At 71.9% G+C, this 15,009-nt stretch carries 14 protein-coding genes; 7 read left to right on the top strand and 7 right to left on the bottom strand.

The annotated features are described in order from the left end of the window. The first annotated feature begins 29 nt into the window (after positions 1-29). Positions 30-1,547 (top strand): CoA-acylating methylmalonate-semialdehyde dehydrogenase, encoded by a 1,518-nt coding sequence (locus tag AC1DDU_RS10010; protein ID WP_477433659.1) that lies wholly within the window; start codon positions 30-32, stop codon positions 1,545-1,547. 42 nt (positions 1,548-1,589) lie between these two features. Here AC1DDU_RS10010 and AC1DDU_RS10005 read toward each other — a convergent pair whose 3' ends face one another. Beyond that, positions 1,590-2,060, bottom strand: a complete 471-nt coding sequence (locus AC1DDU_RS10005) for an Lrp/AsnC family transcriptional regulator (protein WP_477433657.1) — start codon at positions 2,058-2,060, stop codon at positions 1,590-1,592. 126 nt (positions 2,061-2,186) lie between these two features. Between AC1DDU_RS10005 and AC1DDU_RS10000 the strand changes: the two genes are divergently transcribed. The 3 genes from AC1DDU_RS10000 (at position 2,187) to AC1DDU_RS09990 (ending at position 5,613) form a co-directional block, all read left to right on the top strand. Beyond that, positions 2,187-3,623 carry a DUF6421 family protein gene (locus AC1DDU_RS10000; protein ID WP_477433655.1) on the top strand — a complete coding sequence of 479 codons (1,437 nt, stop codon included), beginning with the start codon at positions 2,187-2,189 and terminating at the stop codon, positions 3,621-3,623. A gap of 126 nt (positions 3,624-3,749) precedes the next feature. Beyond that, positions 3,750-4,436, top strand: coding sequence for an SDR family NAD(P)-dependent oxidoreductase (locus AC1DDU_RS09995; RefSeq protein ID WP_477433653.1), 687 nt, complete (start codon positions 3,750-3,752; stop codon positions 4,434-4,436). Between the two features lie 106 nt (positions 4,437-4,542). Beyond that, a complete protein-coding gene (locus tag AC1DDU_RS09990; protein ID WP_477433652.1) occupies positions 4,543-5,613 on the top strand; it encodes a threonine aldolase family protein in 1,071 nt (356 codons plus the stop codon). 92 nt (positions 5,614-5,705) lie between these two features. On the opposite strand, the gene AC1DDU_RS09985 is transcribed toward AC1DDU_RS09990, so the two are convergent. From AC1DDU_RS09985 to AC1DDU_RS09975, 3 genes are all read right to left on the bottom strand, one after another. Beyond that, positions 5,706-7,391, bottom strand: a complete 1,686-nt coding sequence (locus tag AC1DDU_RS09985; protein ID WP_477433650.1) for a coiled-coil domain-containing protein — start codon at positions 7,389-7,391, stop codon at positions 5,706-5,708. A 256-nt stretch (positions 7,392-7,647) separates the two neighbouring features. Further along, positions 7,648-9,591 (bottom strand): M3 family metallopeptidase, encoded by a 1,944-nt coding sequence (locus AC1DDU_RS09980; RefSeq protein WP_477433648.1) that lies wholly within the window; start codon positions 9,589-9,591, stop codon positions 7,648-7,650. 63 nt (positions 9,592-9,654) lie between these two features. Continuing rightward, positions 9,655-10,242, bottom strand: a complete 588-nt coding sequence (locus AC1DDU_RS09975; RefSeq protein ID WP_477433646.1) for an NUDIX hydrolase family protein — start codon at positions 10,240-10,242, stop codon at positions 9,655-9,657. A 92-nt stretch (positions 10,243-10,334) separates the two neighbouring features. On the opposite strand from AC1DDU_RS09975, the gene AC1DDU_RS09970 reads away from it, so the two are divergent. Next, entirely contained in the window at positions 10,335-11,006 is a 672-nt protein-coding gene (locus tag AC1DDU_RS09970; RefSeq protein ID WP_477433644.1) for an alpha/beta hydrolase, read from the top strand. Here AC1DDU_RS09970 and AC1DDU_RS09965 read toward each other — a convergent pair. After that, the gene (locus AC1DDU_RS09965) at positions 11,003-11,242 is read right to left on the bottom strand and encodes a hypothetical protein (protein WP_477433643.1); all 240 of its coding nucleotides are present in this window, start codon (positions 11,240-11,242) and stop codon (positions 11,003-11,005) included. The two genes, AC1DDU_RS09970 and AC1DDU_RS09965, sit on opposite strands and share 4 nt — an antisense overlap. 299 nt (positions 11,243-11,541) lie before the next feature. Here AC1DDU_RS09965 and AC1DDU_RS09960 point away from each other — a divergent pair, with 299 nt between their 5' ends. Further along, positions 11,542-13,245 carry an ABC-F family ATP-binding cassette domain-containing protein gene (locus AC1DDU_RS09960; RefSeq protein WP_477433641.1) on the top strand — a complete coding sequence of 568 codons (1,704 nt, stop codon included), beginning with the start codon at positions 11,542-11,544 and terminating at the stop codon, positions 13,243-13,245. On the opposite strand, the gene AC1DDU_RS09955 is transcribed toward AC1DDU_RS09960, so the two are convergent. Next, on the bottom strand, positions 13,128-14,030 hold the full coding sequence (locus AC1DDU_RS09955) for a hypothetical protein (RefSeq protein WP_477433639.1): 903 nt from the start codon (positions 14,028-14,030) through the stop codon (positions 13,128-13,130). The two genes, AC1DDU_RS09960 and AC1DDU_RS09955, sit on opposite strands and share 118 nt — an antisense overlap. 263 nt (positions 14,031-14,293) lie before the next feature. Here AC1DDU_RS09955 and AC1DDU_RS09950 point away from each other — a divergent pair, with 263 nt between their 5' ends. Then, the gene (locus AC1DDU_RS09950; protein WP_477433637.1) at positions 14,294-14,476 is read left to right on the top strand and encodes a PspC domain-containing protein; all 183 of its coding nucleotides are present in this window, start codon (positions 14,294-14,296) and stop codon (positions 14,474-14,476) included. A gap of 9 nt (positions 14,477-14,485) precedes the next feature. On the opposite strand, the gene AC1DDU_RS09945 is transcribed toward AC1DDU_RS09950, so the two are convergent. After that, entirely contained in the window at positions 14,486-14,962 is a 477-nt protein-coding gene (locus AC1DDU_RS09945; RefSeq protein WP_477433635.1) for a hypothetical protein, read from the bottom strand. Positions 14,963-15,009 lie beyond the last annotated feature (47 nt).

Here is a 15,009-nt window from a genome sequence, read left to right as displayed (position 1 = left end):
ACGAGGAGGGTTTCCGAAGGAGGAACACGATGACTGACACCATGCCGCGCACCGAGACGGCTGTTCTCGATCACTGGGTGAACGGCGCCCCCTGGGCCGGGGCATCCGAGCGCACCGGCCAGGTGTTCAACCCCGCGCTGGGAACGGTCCAGAAGGAGGTGCGGTTCGCGTCGCGTGAAGACGTCGGCGAAGCGGTGGATGCCGCGTCCGCGGCGTGGCTGCAGTGGCGCGACGCGTCGATCGCCAAGCGTCAGACGGTGCTGTTCGCGTTCCGCGAGCTGCTCAACGCCCGCAAGGAGGAGCTCGCCGAGATCCTGACCGCCGAGCACGGCAAGGTGCTCTCCGACGCGCGCGGCGAGATCGCGCGCGGCATGGAGGTCGTCGAGTTCGCGTGCGGCCTCGGGCACCTGACCAAGGGCGCGTACTCCGAGAACGTCTCGACCGGCATCGACGTGTACACGCTGCGGCAGCCGCTCGGCGTCGTGGGCATCATCAGCCCGTTCAACTTCCCGGCGATGGTGCCGCTGTGGTTCTTCTCGATCGCGCTGGCCGCCGGCAACGCGGTCGTGCTGAAGCCCTCCGAGAAGGACCCGACGGCGGCGAACTGGCTCGCCGGCCTCCTCACGGAGGCGGGGCTCCCGGACGGTGTCTTCAACGTCGTGCACGGCGACAAGGAGGCGGTCGACGCGCTGCTCGAGCACCCCGACGTGCGGGCGATCTCGTTCGTCGGCTCGACGCCGATCGCCAAGTACGTCTACGAGACCGCGACGTCGCACGGCAAGCGCGTTCAGGCGCTCGGCGGCGCGAAGAACCACATGCTGGTGCTGCCGGACGCCGACCTCGACCTCGCCGCGGACGCCGCCGTGAACGCGGGCTTCGGCTCTGCCGGCGAGCGCTGCATGGCGATCTCGGTCGTGCTCGCCGTCGACACCGTCGCCGACGCGTTCGTCGCGAAGGTCGCCGAGCGCATGGCGGGACTCAAGGTGGGCGACGGCACCCGCGGCTGCGACATGGGTCCGCTCATCACGGGTCAGCACCGCGACAAGGTGACGTCGTACCTCGACGTCGCCGGAGCCGACGGCGCCTCGGTCGTGGTCGACGGGCGCGACGTCGAGATCGACGGCGACGAGAACGGCTTCTGGCTCGGACCGACCCTGATCGACAACGTGCCGACGACCTCGACGGTCTACACCGACGAGATCTTCGGCCCGGTGCTGTCCGTCGTGCGCGTCGAGGGCTACGAGGAGGGCCTCGACATCATCAACTCGAGCCGCTACGGGAACGGCACCGCGATCTTCACGAACGACGGCGGCGCGGCCCGGCGCTTCCAGCGCGAGGCGACCGTCGGGATGATCGGCATCAACGTGCCGATCCCCGTCCCGGTGGCGTACCACTCGTTCGGCGGCTGGAAGGCGTCCCTCTTCGGCGACGCCAAGGCGTACGGCCCGCACGGCTTCGAGTTCTTCACGGCCGAGAAGGCGATCACGTCGCGCTGGCTCGACCCGTCGCACGGCGGCATCAACCTGGGCTTCCCCCAGCACGATTGAGCGAGGGCGGATGCCGCGGCCCGCGGCATCCGCTCCTGCAGCTCACGCGGGCAGCACCGGGCGGTTCTCGTAGAACGTCTGCAGGACGATCGTGGTGCGCGTGCGGACGGAGGCGGCGGTGCGGATGTCGCGGATCAGCGTCTCGAGGTGCCGCGGCGAGGCCACCCGCACGAACAGGATGTAGCTGGCGTCGCCGGCGATGGAGTGGCACGCCTCGATCTCGGTCAGGTGCTCGAGCAGCTCAGGCGCGTTGTCGGGCTGGGCGGGGTCGAGCGGGGTGATCTCGACGAACGCGGCGAGGGGCTTGCCGACCGCCTCGGCGTCGACGAGGGCGCGATAGCCGGTGATGACGCCGCGCGCTTCGAGGCGGCGCAGCCGCGTCTGCACCGCCGACACCGACAGCCCGACCGCCGCCGACAGTTCGGCCAGGGTCGCGCGCGCGTTGCGCGAGACCTCGCGCACGATGCCCTCGTCGATGTCGTCGTCGAGCCGCCCCGGGCCGCGTTCGCTCATGCCGCCGAGACTATCAGTGGCCCTGCGGGGCCACAGGAACTCTTCCGGTCACGGATGGAAATCTCCGGAACTTCTCCCGTAGAATCGTCGGCGAGATCATCCTCGACCCAGGATCGGAGGTTCACCATGTCCAGCAGCACCCTTCACACCGCGAAGGCCGTCGTCGGAGAACCCGAGGTCGTCGAGGACGCCCGACTCGCTGAGCGCAGTGACGCCTGGCTGCGCCTGAAGGCGGCCGCGGCGGCGATCCAGCCGCTGCAGATCAAGGACGGCTCGATTCCGGATGCCGCGTCCCACGACGCCGCCCGCGGACACGTCGCCGAGATCGTCGCCGGCATCCATGCGCTCGCCCCGGCCTTCCCGCACGACGCCGAGTACCTGGCCGCCTCCGTCCGCGACTTCGAGCGTTGGGCGGCCGAGGGCTTCGGCATCCCCGATTTCCTCGACTCGCTCGTGGCGTTCCAGCCGCAGCAGCACCGGGTCGACGGCATCCGTCACCTCGTCGTGTTCCCGATGTACACCCAGAACGGATCGTCGGACCGACACGTCGAGGCGGTGCTGGTCGAGGTCATCTGGCCCGAGTTCATCGCACAGCTCGAGGCGGGCGATTACGGCAACAAGCTGTTCGTGTCGCTGCGGTTCGTCGACTTCACGCCCGGGTACGACACCAACAGCGCCGTGCTCTTCCCCGAGACGGTCGCGATGCGCGAGATCCCGACGTTCACGTGGGGCGCGATCTTCCAGGACCGCGAGGCCGCACGGTACCGCCGCGTCGTGCGCGCCGCCGCCGAGATCACCAAGCTCGACCTGCCCGCCGACGCCGCGCGCATGCTCGATGACCAGGAGCTCACCGAGAAGACGTTCGTGATGTGGGACATCATCCACGACCGCACCCACATGCGCGGCGACCTGCCGTTCGACCCGTTCATGATCAAGCAGCGGATGCCGTACTTCCTGTATTCGCTGGAAGAGCTGCGCTGCGACCTCACCGCGTTCCGCGAGTGCGTCGCGATCCAGAAGCGCCTCACGGCGCGCGTGGACGCCGGCGAGACGCTCGACGCGACCGAGGCGGAAATGCTCGAGCACGCGAAGCTCGTGCAGTACGCGGTGATCTTCGACCGCATCTTCCGGTTCTCGATCACCGGTTCGCGCGTGCGCAACTACGACGGGCTCGGCGGCCAGCTGCTGTTCGCGTGGCTGCACCAGCGGAACGTCCTGCACTGGACCGACACGGCGCTGGCGTTCGACTGGGAGGACGTGCCGGCCGCGGTCGTCGCCCTCGGCGAGTCGATCGACGAGCTGTACTGGCGCTCGATCGACCGCCCGAAGACGGCGCACTGGCTCGCCGCCTACGATCTCGTGCGCTCGACGCTCACGCCCAACCCCGCCTCGCAGTGGGCGCGTGGCCTTCCGGACGAGATCCTCGCCGGCGCGCCGAAGGGCTACACCGACGCGGTGATGGACGACGAGTTCCCGCTGTCGATGTTCTTCGAGGCGCTCGACAAGAAGATGAAGACGGTCATCGAGTCCACCGCCGGGATCACCGGCCGCGACTCCTCCTGACCCTCAACGTGCCGTGCTCGGCGAGACCGTGTGGTCTCGCCGAGCACGCATGTCGTCGACGGCGATGAGATATCCGTTCGGCGAGAGCGCACGTTCTCGCCGAACGATCAGTGGGAGGGTGGAGTCATGAGCGTCGCAGACCGGCTCGTCATCGTCGCGGGAGCGACCAGCGCGTCCGGGCTCGCCGCGGCCCGCGCCCTCAGCACCGCGGGCGCGAGGGTGGTCGCCGTCGGCCGGGATGCCGGCAAGCTGGGCGAGCTCGTCGACGCCCTGGCGCCGGAGGAGGCGGAGCGCGTGCGCACCGAGGTGTGCGACCTGACCGACGAGGGCGACGTCGCGCGCCTCGCCGAGCGCGTGCACGCCGCCCACGGCGCCGTCGACGGAGTGCTGCATCTGGTGGGCGGCTGGCGTGGCGGTGGCGGGCTCGCCGGGCAGACGGACGCCGACTACCGCTTCCTCGAGGGTTCCCTCACGACGCTGCGGCATGTCAGCCGCGCGTTCGACGCCGACCTGCGGGCCTCCGTCGCGGGCCGTCTCGCCGTTGTGTCATCCACGGCGGTGGCGCGGCCGCTCGCCGGCGGCGCGAACTACGCCGCGGTCAAGGCCGCGACCGAGGCGTGGACGCGCGCCGTCGCACAGGGCTTCGCGAAGGACGCCCGGGATGCCGGCCGGCCGCTGGCCGCGGCATCCGTCATCTTCCGCGTGAAGGCCCTCGCGGGCTTGGAAGACGCCCTCGCCGACGCCTTCGTCGGCTTGTTCGACGCCGAAGCCGCCGACGTCAACGACACGACCCGCGACCTGACGCTGCCGTAACTCCTCAGCTCCACGGCCGGGTGGACCCACCGGGCCGCTCCCGGCCGCGTACCGCGAGGATTTCTGCGGAGTTCGCGCCTGCTCGCCCGAACTAGATTGGACTTCCGTGACCACGATCCACGACCCGAACCTGCGCGGCTTCGCCAGCGACAACTACTCCGGCATCCACCCCGAGGTGCTCGCGGCGATCGCCGCCGCCAACGACGGCCACCAGGTCGCCTACGGCGACGACGTCTACACCGAGCGCCTGCAGGAGGTCTTCGCCCGCCACTTCGGCGAGGGCGTCGAGGCGTACCCGGTGTTCAACGGCACCGGCGCGAACGTCGTCGGGCTGCAGTCGATGCTCCCCCGCTGGGGCGCAGTGGTGTCTGCCGGCACCGCGCACATCAACGTCGACGAGGGCGGTGCGCCCGAGCGGGTGGCCGGTATCAAGCTGCTGACCGTCCCCACCGAGGACGGCAAGCTCACTCCCGAGCTCATCGACCGCGAGGCCTGGGGCTGGGGCGACGAGCACCGCGCGCAGCCGCTGGTCGTCTCGATCACCCAGTCGACCGAGCTGGGCACGCTGTACACCGTCGACGAGATCGCCGCGATCGCCGATCACATCCACGGGCTCGGCATGCACCTGCACATGGACGGCTCCCGCATCTCGAACGCGGCGGCGTCCCTCGGCCTGCCGCTGCGCGCCTTCACGCGCGACGCGGGCGTCGACGTGCTGAGCTTCGGCGGCACCAAGAACGGCGCCATGCTCGGCGAGGCCGTCGCGGTGCTCAACCCGGAGGCATCGCAGGGCCTGAAGTTCCTGCGCAAGCTCGACATGCAGCTCGCGTCGAAGATGCGCTTCGTGTCGGCCCAGCTGCTGGCGCTGCTCGAGGGCGACCTGTGGCTGCGCAACGCGTCGCACTCCAACGCGATGGCGCATCGCCTGCGGGCCGGCATCGAGGCCGGGCTCGCCGACGGCTCGATCCAGGGCGTCGCCTTCACGCAGCCCACGCAGGCAAACGGCGTGTTCGCGACGCTGCCGGACGGCGTGGCCGACCGGCTGCGTCAGTCGTTCCGGTTCTACGACTGGGATGCCGCGAAGAACGAGGTGCGCTGGATGTGCTCGTTCGACACGTCGGAGAACGACATCGACGCCTTCCTCGCCGCGATCGCGCGCGAGACCACGGCGGCCTGACCCGCCGCTTCACGCCGAACGCCCCGGACCTCGTCGGAGGTCCGGGGCGTTCGGCGTGTCGGGCGTCTGGGCGCCGGCGTTGCGGGCCGGCGTCAGTCCTCGTCGGATTCGGACTCGTCGGACGCGTCGGCGCCGTCGGCCGGCTCGTCGCCGGACGGCTCGTCGGCGTCCTCCGGCTCGACGGCGTCCTCGTCGGCGTCCGTGGCAACCTCGTCGGCGTCCGTCTCAACCTCGGCGTCGGCCTGCACCGGCTCGGCGGTGTCGACCGCAGCCTCGGATTCGGCGACCTCGACCGTGGCGTCCTCTGCCTCGGCGTCAGCGGGCTCCGCTGCGTCGGCATCCGATCCGTCCTCCGTCGACGACGCGGCCAGCGGACCGTGCGGGCGGATGAGCTCCTTGACCTCGGCCATGAAGCTCATCAGCTGGTGCTGCTGCCAGCGCAGCTGGCGGGTGCGGTCCTCGGCGTCGTGCAGCACGGCCTGCGAGTGCGAGGTGACCAGGTCGATGATGCGCTCGGCCTTCACGTGCGCCTGCTCGAGGTGCTCGCGGGCACGCAGCTGCGCGTCGGCCTCGATCTGCTGCGACTGGGCGCGCATGAGGCGCTCGAAGTCCTCGGCCTTCACCGACACGCGCTGCGCGTGGTCGAGCGACGCGGCGACCTGCTCGTTGGCGTCCTGCGTGATGCGCTCGGCGTGCGCGACGGCCTGGTTGTGCAGCACCAGGAACTCCTGGTGCGCGTCGTCCTGGCGACGGGTGAGGGATGCCTCGAACTCCAGTGCGCGCAGCCGCAGCTCGCGCACCGCCTCCTCGGCCTCGGACCGGTCGCGCGCCGTCTCGCGGGCGACGGTGGAGCGCAGCACCGCGGCGCCCTTCTCCGCCTCGGAGCGGATCGCGGCGGCCTCGCGCTCGGCCTGCGACACCTTCTCGGCGGCGTGGGCGGCCTCGCGCTCGATGCGCGCCTCATGCGCGGTCGACTCGGTGTCGATCTTCAGGCGCACCTGCTGGGCGTCGTGCTGCGCCTGCGACACGATGGCCTCGGCCTCGGCCTGCGCCGAGCTGCGCCGGTTGGCGATCTCCTCGCGGGCGGCCTCGAGGAGGCGGTCGCCCTGGATGGTCGCGTTGCGGATGAGCAGGCTCGCCTGGTCCTCGGCGACGCGCAGCACCTCTTCGAACTTCTGGCGGTTCGGCGACTCCGTGGTGGCGCCGACGAGCTCGTCGCTGAGCGCCTGGATGCGCTGCTCGGCGTCGGCGAGCTTGGCGCCGGCGACCTCGAGCTCGCCCTGCAGGCGTGCGACGGCGTCGCCCTCTTCTTCGCGCGCGGCCGACGCCTCGGCCGCGACGCGCTCGACGTCGGCGCGACGGAGCTCCTCGGCCTCGTCGAGCGCGGCCTGGAGCCGGTCGATCTCCTCCTGGCGGGCGACGAGCGTGGCGTCGATCTCTGCCTGGCGCGCGGCGATGGCCGCGTCGACCTCGGCCTGGCGCCGCTCGGTGGCGGCCTGCAGCTCGGCCTCGAGGCGCTCGGCCTTGGCACGGCTCTGCGCGACGGCGGCACCGGCGCGACGCTGGTGCTGCTTCAGTTGCGTGACCTCGTCGTGCGCAGCGCGCACACGCGCGTCGAGACCGGCGATCGCGGCATCCACTTCTTCTTTGTCGTACCCGCGGAAGGTGGTGGTGAAACCCGACCCGAAGGCGGTGGCCGACGTGTCTCCGATGAGATTGTCGAACGGCGTGGGGTCGTCCTGACCCTGGTTTCCGGCGCTCACGGCGTGGTCGGACATCGTGTGTCTCCGCTTCTGGGGTTCACTGTATCGGCGAGTGCGCTCGGCGGTGGCGGGCGGTCGGCTGCACCGCTCCGGCGACACGTTCGCCGAGCGCGCGGACAGCGGGGGCCGCGTCGCCCTCGACGACACCCGGGGGGTCTGTGTCGCAGGGGTGACTGCGCATGCGTAGGTGAACCATACCCCGCCGGGCTGTGTGCGCGAAACGACGCGATCCGAGAGCCGGACGGATGCCTCGGACCGCGGCATCCGCAGGTCATTCCGTCGGTCTGCGGAGGCCTTCGTCTGCGCCTGCGGCCAGCCATTCCCGGTAGGCGTCGAACGAGCTCGGCCGCCCCAGGAACGCCTCGACGAGATCCTTCGCGTCGCGCGATCCGCCGCGCTCGAGCACCTCGGTGCGGTAGCGGTGCGCGACCTGCGGATCCATCAGTCCGCCTTCGAAGGCGCTGAGCAGATCGCGGGCGATCACGAGGCTCCACTGGTAGGTGTAGTAGCAGGCGCCGTACCCCGTGAGGTGGCCGAAGCCCGCGTACGGGTGCAGCCCGGGCAGCGGCTGGACAGGGCTCGTCGAGGCGTACACGCGCTCGGTCTCGGCCTGCAGATCCGACGGACGGTCGACGTGCAGGCGGTACGACACGTTCGCGTGCCCCAGCTGGCGGCGCACCTCGAGGGCGCGTCCGAACGCGTCGGCGGTGCGCATCCGCGCGACCAGGTCGGCCGGGATGGGCTCGCCGTCCGCGTTGCCGGTGAACGACGCCAGGACGTCGGCATCCCACGCCCACTCCTCCAGGAGCTGGCTGGGCGCCTCCACGAAGTCCCACTCGGTGGCGACGCCGCTGAAGCGCGCGAACCGCTGGCGTCCGCCGAGGATGTCGTGCACCAGGTGCCCGAACTCGTGGAAGAACGTCACGACCTCGTCGTGCTCGAGCAGGCCGCGGGAGAAGTTGCACAGCAGGGCGGCTTCGGGCAGCACCCGGCCGCTGACCCCCGGCGCCAGCGGGAAGCAGGCGGCATGGCTGAACTTGCCCTCGCGCGGGTGCAGATCGAGGTGGATGCGCCCGAGGCGATCCCCCGCCCGCATCACGTCGAACGATCGCACGTCCTCGTGCCAGGCGTTCGCGTCGACCGGCACGTACGAGACGTCGAGCAGGCGCCCGGTGACGTCGAGCACCCCCGCGACGACCCGCTCGAACGGGAAGTACGAGCGGACCAGCTGCGCGTCGACGTCGTACTGCTCGCGCTTGATCGTGCCCAGCAGGTACCAGAAGTCGGCGATCGTGACGACCTCGGCGTCGGGGACGTCGCCGCGCAGGCGCTCGAACAGCAGCGGGTACTCCGCGTCCGCGGCATCCCGTGACGCCTCGTCGACGCGGGAGAGGAACGCGGGGATCTCGGCGCCCGCGCCGATCATGCGGGTCGCCGTCTCGTAGTCGGCCCAGTCCGCATAGCCGAGCAGGCGCGCGCGCTCGGCGCGCACCGCGAGCAGCTCCGCGAGGATCTCGTCGTTGCCCGGCCAGGCGAGGTCGTTGTAGGCGCTCACGAGCGCGATGCGGGTGGCGCGATCGCTCGCGTAGCCCCGGATCGGCATCAGGTCGGGGTAGTCCGTCGAGAGCGTCACGCGCCCGTGCTCGTCGGCGGGGTGGGCGTCGACGAAGTCCTGCGGCATCCCCGCCAGGCCCTCGGCCGGGACGGTGATCTCGCGGCGCCCGTCGCGGATGTTCCGTGAGAAGGCCAGCGCGAGTTCGGTGTCGCGGTCGGCGAGCTCGCGCACCCGTTCTCGGTCGGCATCGCCCAGCTGCACCCCACCGCGTCGGAAATCCCGCTGCAGGTGGGCGAGCAGCCGCGTCTGGTCGTCGTCGAGACCGTCGGCGGCGGCATCCGCGAAGGCTCCCCACAGCTCCGGATCGAGCAGGCGCGCAGCCGACAGCGACTCGACCGCCTGCACCTGCGCCTCCGCCGCCGCACGCACGGCAGCGTCGGGGTGGGCCTCGCTGAGGACGTACGCCTCGTTCATGGCCTCGCTGAGGGCGATGTCGGCGTCGTTCCACAGCTCGAGCCGCTCCGCCGTCGACAGCGCGGGCTCGTCGATCAGCCGACGGTCGAGGTCACGGACGCGCGCGATCCGCTCCGCGGGGCGCTCGGTGGCGAAGGCGGCCCATCCGGCCGCGTCGACGGGGAAGGGGAGGGAGTCGAGGGTCACCCTAGCGACCCTATTCCGCGGCGCAGACGTGCGCGAGGGTTCGACGGTCCCGCGCCGGACCGCTCAGCGCAGGGCGCCGACGCTCGCCAGGGCAAGTCGCACGAGCGTGCCGCGCCCGCCCTCCATCTCGGCGGAGAGGGCATCGGATGCCGCCTCCTCCGGTGTCAGCCACGTCACCTCGAGCGCGTCCTGACGCGGCTCGCACGTGCCGGTGACCGGCACCACGAACGCGAGCGACACGGCGTGCTGGCGGTCGTCGTGGTAGGCGCTCACGCCCGGGAGCGGGAAGTACTCGGCCACGGTGAACGGCGTCGGCTGCGGCGGCAGCATCGGGAACGCCATGGGTCCCAGGTCGTTCTCGAGGTGGCGGAACAGGGCGTCGCGGACCGTCTCGCCGTACCGCACCCGCCCCGAGACGATGGTGCGCGAGATCTCGCCGAGCGGGGTCGCCCGCAACAGGATCCCCACCGCGGTCACCTGCCCCATGCCGTCGGTGCGGACCGGGACGCCCTCGACGTAGAGCATCGGCAGACGCCGCCGGGCCTCTTCGAGCTCGATGTCGCTCAGCCACGCCGGGTTGGAGATGTTGCCCGCCGGCGGGCCGAACGGCTCGTCGCCCGCAGGTTCGGGGTCGGGAGTGCGCACGGACATGCCTCCTGTATACCCCGCTCGAGGGTCCACGACGAGGTTCCGGCGCGGTTTCGGCGCTGTCCGGTGTCGGCACGCCGTGTCAGGATGAGGGCATGCCGGAATCGCTCGTCCTCGACGCGGATGCCGTGCTGTGGTCGACCGATCCCGCCGCGGTCGCCGGGCGACACCTGCTGCTCCTGCTCCACGGCTACGGCGCCGACGAGCACGACCTCTACCCCTTGCGCGGATATCTGCCCGACGCGTTCGCCGTTGCGAGCCTCGCCGCGCCGCTGGTCCCGCCGTGGCCGGCTCCTGGGCGCTCCTGGTACCCGATCGACGGACTGGACGGCCGCGACCCGTCGCACGTCACGCGGGCGGCTGAAGCCGTGCTGGCATGGGTCGACGCGCATGCGCCGGGCGCGGCATCCGTCGGCCTGCTGGGCTTCTCGCAGGGTGCCGCCGTCTCACTGCAGGCGATGCGGCTCGCCCCCGCGCGCTTCTCGTTCGCCGTGAACCTGTCGGGCTACGTGACCCCGGGCGACCTGCCCCGCGATGCCGAGCTCGCCGAGCTGAGGCCGCCCGTGTTCTGGGGTCGCGGGACCAACGACGACGTCATCCCGGGTTTCCTCGTCGAGCACACCACGCAGTGGCTGCCCGAACGCGTCGAGCTGAGCGGGCGCGTGTACCCCGGCCTCACCCACAGCGTGTCGGAGCAGGAGCTCGCCGACGTCCGCATCTTCCTCGACAAGCAGCTCGAGGCCCTGGACGAGCAGGGAGCGAGCTAGACCTCCGCGGCCGGCTCGTTGCCCGCGGCCTCGCCCCGCCTCCGCAGGACGACGACGGCGAACGCGCTCGCCAGGGCTGCGCCGAGGCCGAGGCCCAGCGACACACCCACGGCGATGTTGCCCAGCGCGGCTCCGAGCGCCGTGCCGACGCCCACGCCGACTCCGGTCCCGAGTGCGGTTCCCCACACCCTTGCGGCGGGGTTCGGTGCGGGCGTGGCGGCGGGGTCATCGGTCATGGGCCCCACGCTACGACCGTGCCGGAGCCGCCGCCTCCGCCGTGAGGCGGAGATCTCTCAGCCACACGTCCGCATCTTCCGCTATGGTGGCTGACGGCCTTTGTCCCCTCGGTGAGGAACTCCCTTGAAGCTGATCGACGCGTCCGCGCTGTAATCGCGCTGCTCCGTCGACTCTCGACGTGCCAGCGCTTGACCATTTCGCGCTGCACGTCGATCCGCCGCTTCCTCCCTCTCTCCGGCATGCCCGGGTGACGGCTGCGCGGCCTCGGTGTCAGCGCATGTCCGACACAGGAGGCCTCATGCCCGCTCACACTCTCACCCCTGCCGTCATCCTCGACCGGGTCTCGTTCACCTGGCCCGACGGCACCGCCGCCCTCGCCGACGTCTCCGGATCGTTCGGCACCGGACGCACCGGCCTCGTCGGCCGCAACGGCTCCGGCAAGTCGACGCTGCTGCGTCTGGTGGCAGGCGAGCTCACCCCGTCCGGCGGACACATCGCACGGACAGCGGATGCCGCCTACCTCCCGCAGCGACTCACCCTCGACGTGGACCGTCCCGTCGCCGACCTGCTCGGCGTGGGCGACACGCTCCGGGCGCTGCGCGCCATCGAGTCCGGCGACGCCGACCCACGTCACTTCGACGCGATCGGCTCGGACTGGGACGTCGAGGCCCGCTCCCACGCCGCGCTCGCCGAGGCGGGACTCACGCCCGACATGCTCGACCGCAGCGTCGGGCAGCTGTCGGGTGGCGAGGCGGTGCTCACCGCGATCGCCGGCATCCGTCTGCGCGGCTCGTCCGTCACCCTGCTGGACGAGCCGACGAACAACCTCGACCGCGAGGCCCGCGCGCGCCTGCACGACATGGTGCGCTCGTGGCGGGGAGCGCTCGTGGTCGTCAGCCACGACACGTCGCTGCTGGAGCTGATGGACGACACCGCCGAGCTGTACGCGAACGAGCTGTCGGTGTTCGGCGGCCCATACTCCCAGTGGCGGGCGTGGCTGGATGCCGAACAGGGCGCCGCCCGCGACGCGGAGCGCGCCGCGCGACAGGCCGTCAAACGCGAGAAGCGTCAGCGCATCGAGGCCGAGACCACCCTCTCGCGTCGCGCGGCGATGGGGCAGAAGGCGTTCGACGAGAAGCGCGTGCCGAAGATCGTCGCGAACGGTCGCCGGATGGCGGCGCAGGTGTCTGCGGGCAAGCTGCGCGGCGAGAAGGCCGATCGTGAGGCATCCGCCCGCGAGGCGCTGGATCTCGCCGAGCGCCGCGTGCGCGACGACGACACCGTGAAGATCGACCTGCCCGATCCCGGCGTTCCCGCGGGCCGGCGCATCGCCACCCTCGGCGACGGCGAGCGCTCCTGGATCATCCAGGGGCCCGAGCGGGTCGCGCTGATCGGCCCCAACGGCGCCGGCAAGACGACGCTGCTCGAGCGGCTCGTGGGGACCGACGCACAGGGCACCGACGAGGCGCTGGACGGCGCCCTCCAGGGCTCGGCGAACGGCACGCTGCACACCGACCGCGTGGGGTACCTGCCGCAGCGGGTCGACGGGCTGGACGAGGCGGCATCCGTGCTCGACAACGTCGCCCCGTCGGCACCTGACGTGACAGTCGTCGAGCTGCGCAACCGGCTGGCGCGATTCCTCATCCGGGGAGCCGCCGTGGCGCGCCCGGTGGGCACGCTGTCGGGGGGCGAGCGGTTCCGGGTCGCGCTCGCGCGGCTCATGCTCGCCGACCCGCCGCCGCAGCTGCTGGTGTTCGACGAACCGACGAACAACCTCGACCTCGACACGGTCGACCAGCTCGTCGACGCCATCGCCGCCTACCGCGGCATCCGCTCCCGGAACGGAGACGGATGCCGCGGCCTGCGTCGGCGCCGGCGCCGCAGTCAGGGCGTGACGAAGGTGGCCACGAACGCGGCCGCAAGCTCGTCCGGCGCCCAGCCCGAGTCGGGCGCGATCTCCACGGTCATCACGTTGACGCCGTCAGTGGCCTCGTACGCCTGACCGCCCAGGTAGCCCCCCTGGCTGGAGATGAAGGTCTTCGCCCCGGAGACACCCAGATCCACCGGCCGCCCGAGCTCGGCCCAGGGGACGTCCCACGCCGGACCGGACTCGAACACCGCGAGCGCGATCTGCCGGCCTCCCGCCTCGAAAGCGCACCACGCGCGACGCGATGCGATGTCGGCCAGGAGGGTCGCCGGGTTGGGGGGATCGTGGTAGCCGGCCTCCTGCGTGGTGACCGGCATCCCGAGCCGAGTCGCGAGCTGGGACGCGAGTTCTTCGCACGAGCGCACCGGCCACCAGGCGGCGCGATCGAGGCGCCAGTCCAGACCCGCCGCCGCCGAGCGCGCGGCGATGCCGGCCGCGATCTCGGCGCCGATCCTGTCCGCCTCGGCACGACCGCGCTCCGAGAGGTCGCTGGAGTACCCGGTGACCCAGAGTTCTTCGGACTCGACCCGCCACCCGCATTCCCAGTCGCATCGTCCGAAGTACTGGTCCGCGACGTCAGCCGCCAGTTGCGCGCCGTCCAGCGCGCCCTTGGGGAGGATCGTCACGTTGCCCGACACGTTCTCGCCCTGCCATTCGCACACGAGGCCGCCGACATTGTCGATCGAGCGCGTCCATGTCGCATCCCGTCGAGTCACTTCGATCCCCGCGACGCCGGTGGCCGCGGTCAGCTCGTCCGCCGGAACGGCGACCGCGCAGTCTCCGCCGAACACCGCCGGGGGGAGGGTCCCCGCCTCGATGAGCCTCGGCTCCGGCGCGGGTGTCGCCGTCGGGCGTCGCATCGACCGTCGGCGGCGTCGGGCTCGGCCGGGCCGAGGGAGCCGATGCGCATGAGGCGAGGATCAGCACGATCGCCACCGCTCCGAGCGCGGCGAGGGGAGAACGTCGCATGGGGGTTCCTATCCGTCCGGTGGTGAGAATCTAACCGAGCCGGCGCTGCGGTCACGGCCGCAGCCGGGAACGATCGCACAACGGTTGCGCGCCCCCGTGCGATCCGGGGGCCAGCACCCGTGCCCGGGCGCGCGGGCCCCGGCAGGATGGAACCATGAACGCACTCGTGAGACCGCAGCAGGGCCGATGGATCGCGGGCGTCTGCGCCGCCGTGGCGAACCGCTTCGGATGGAACGTGACGCTCGTGCGCATCCTCAGCGTGATCGCGGTCGTCTTCTTCGGCCTGTCGCTGTGGGCCTACATCCTGCTCTGGATCCTGGTGCCGTCCGAGCGCTGACGCCCCGGGTCAGGGGTTCTTCGGCGGCTTGGTGTGGCCAGGGGCGCTGCCGCTGTTGCCGGGGCTGACCGGCGCCTCGTCCGCGGGAGGCTCCGTCGTCTGGCTGGGCGCCGGCGCCGGCGCCGGAGCGGGCGCGACCGGCGGGTCGGCGGCGACGTCGCTGTCGGCGGTGTCCGTCGACCCATCGGGCGACGGCGTCGACGTGGGGGTGGGCGTGGGCGTGGGCGCCGCAGGCGTGGGGGTCGCGCGCGGGGTGCTGCGCACCTCCGACACCGGCTGCTCAGGGAGAAGCGGCGGACGCGCGGCGGACGCCGCGAAGATCGAGGCGACGACGATCACGAGCGCCACGCCGAGGGCGCCGCACAGCGCGCCCAGGCCGAACGTCTGCGCGCGGCGCGAGCGCAGCCCGGCGCGGTCCAGTGCCATGACGGCACGCCGCGTGAGCGGCGCCGGGGCGGGCGACCCGCTCGATGGCGTCGATTCCATGAAGGGTCCTCGGCGATGAGCGCGTGCGGGGGATACGCGACGACGAG

This window comes from Microbacterium sp. 05T445, assembly GCF_056395865.1.
The sequence above is the reverse complement of the archived record's forward strand: the minus strand, read 5'-3'. Positions and strand labels throughout refer to the sequence as shown.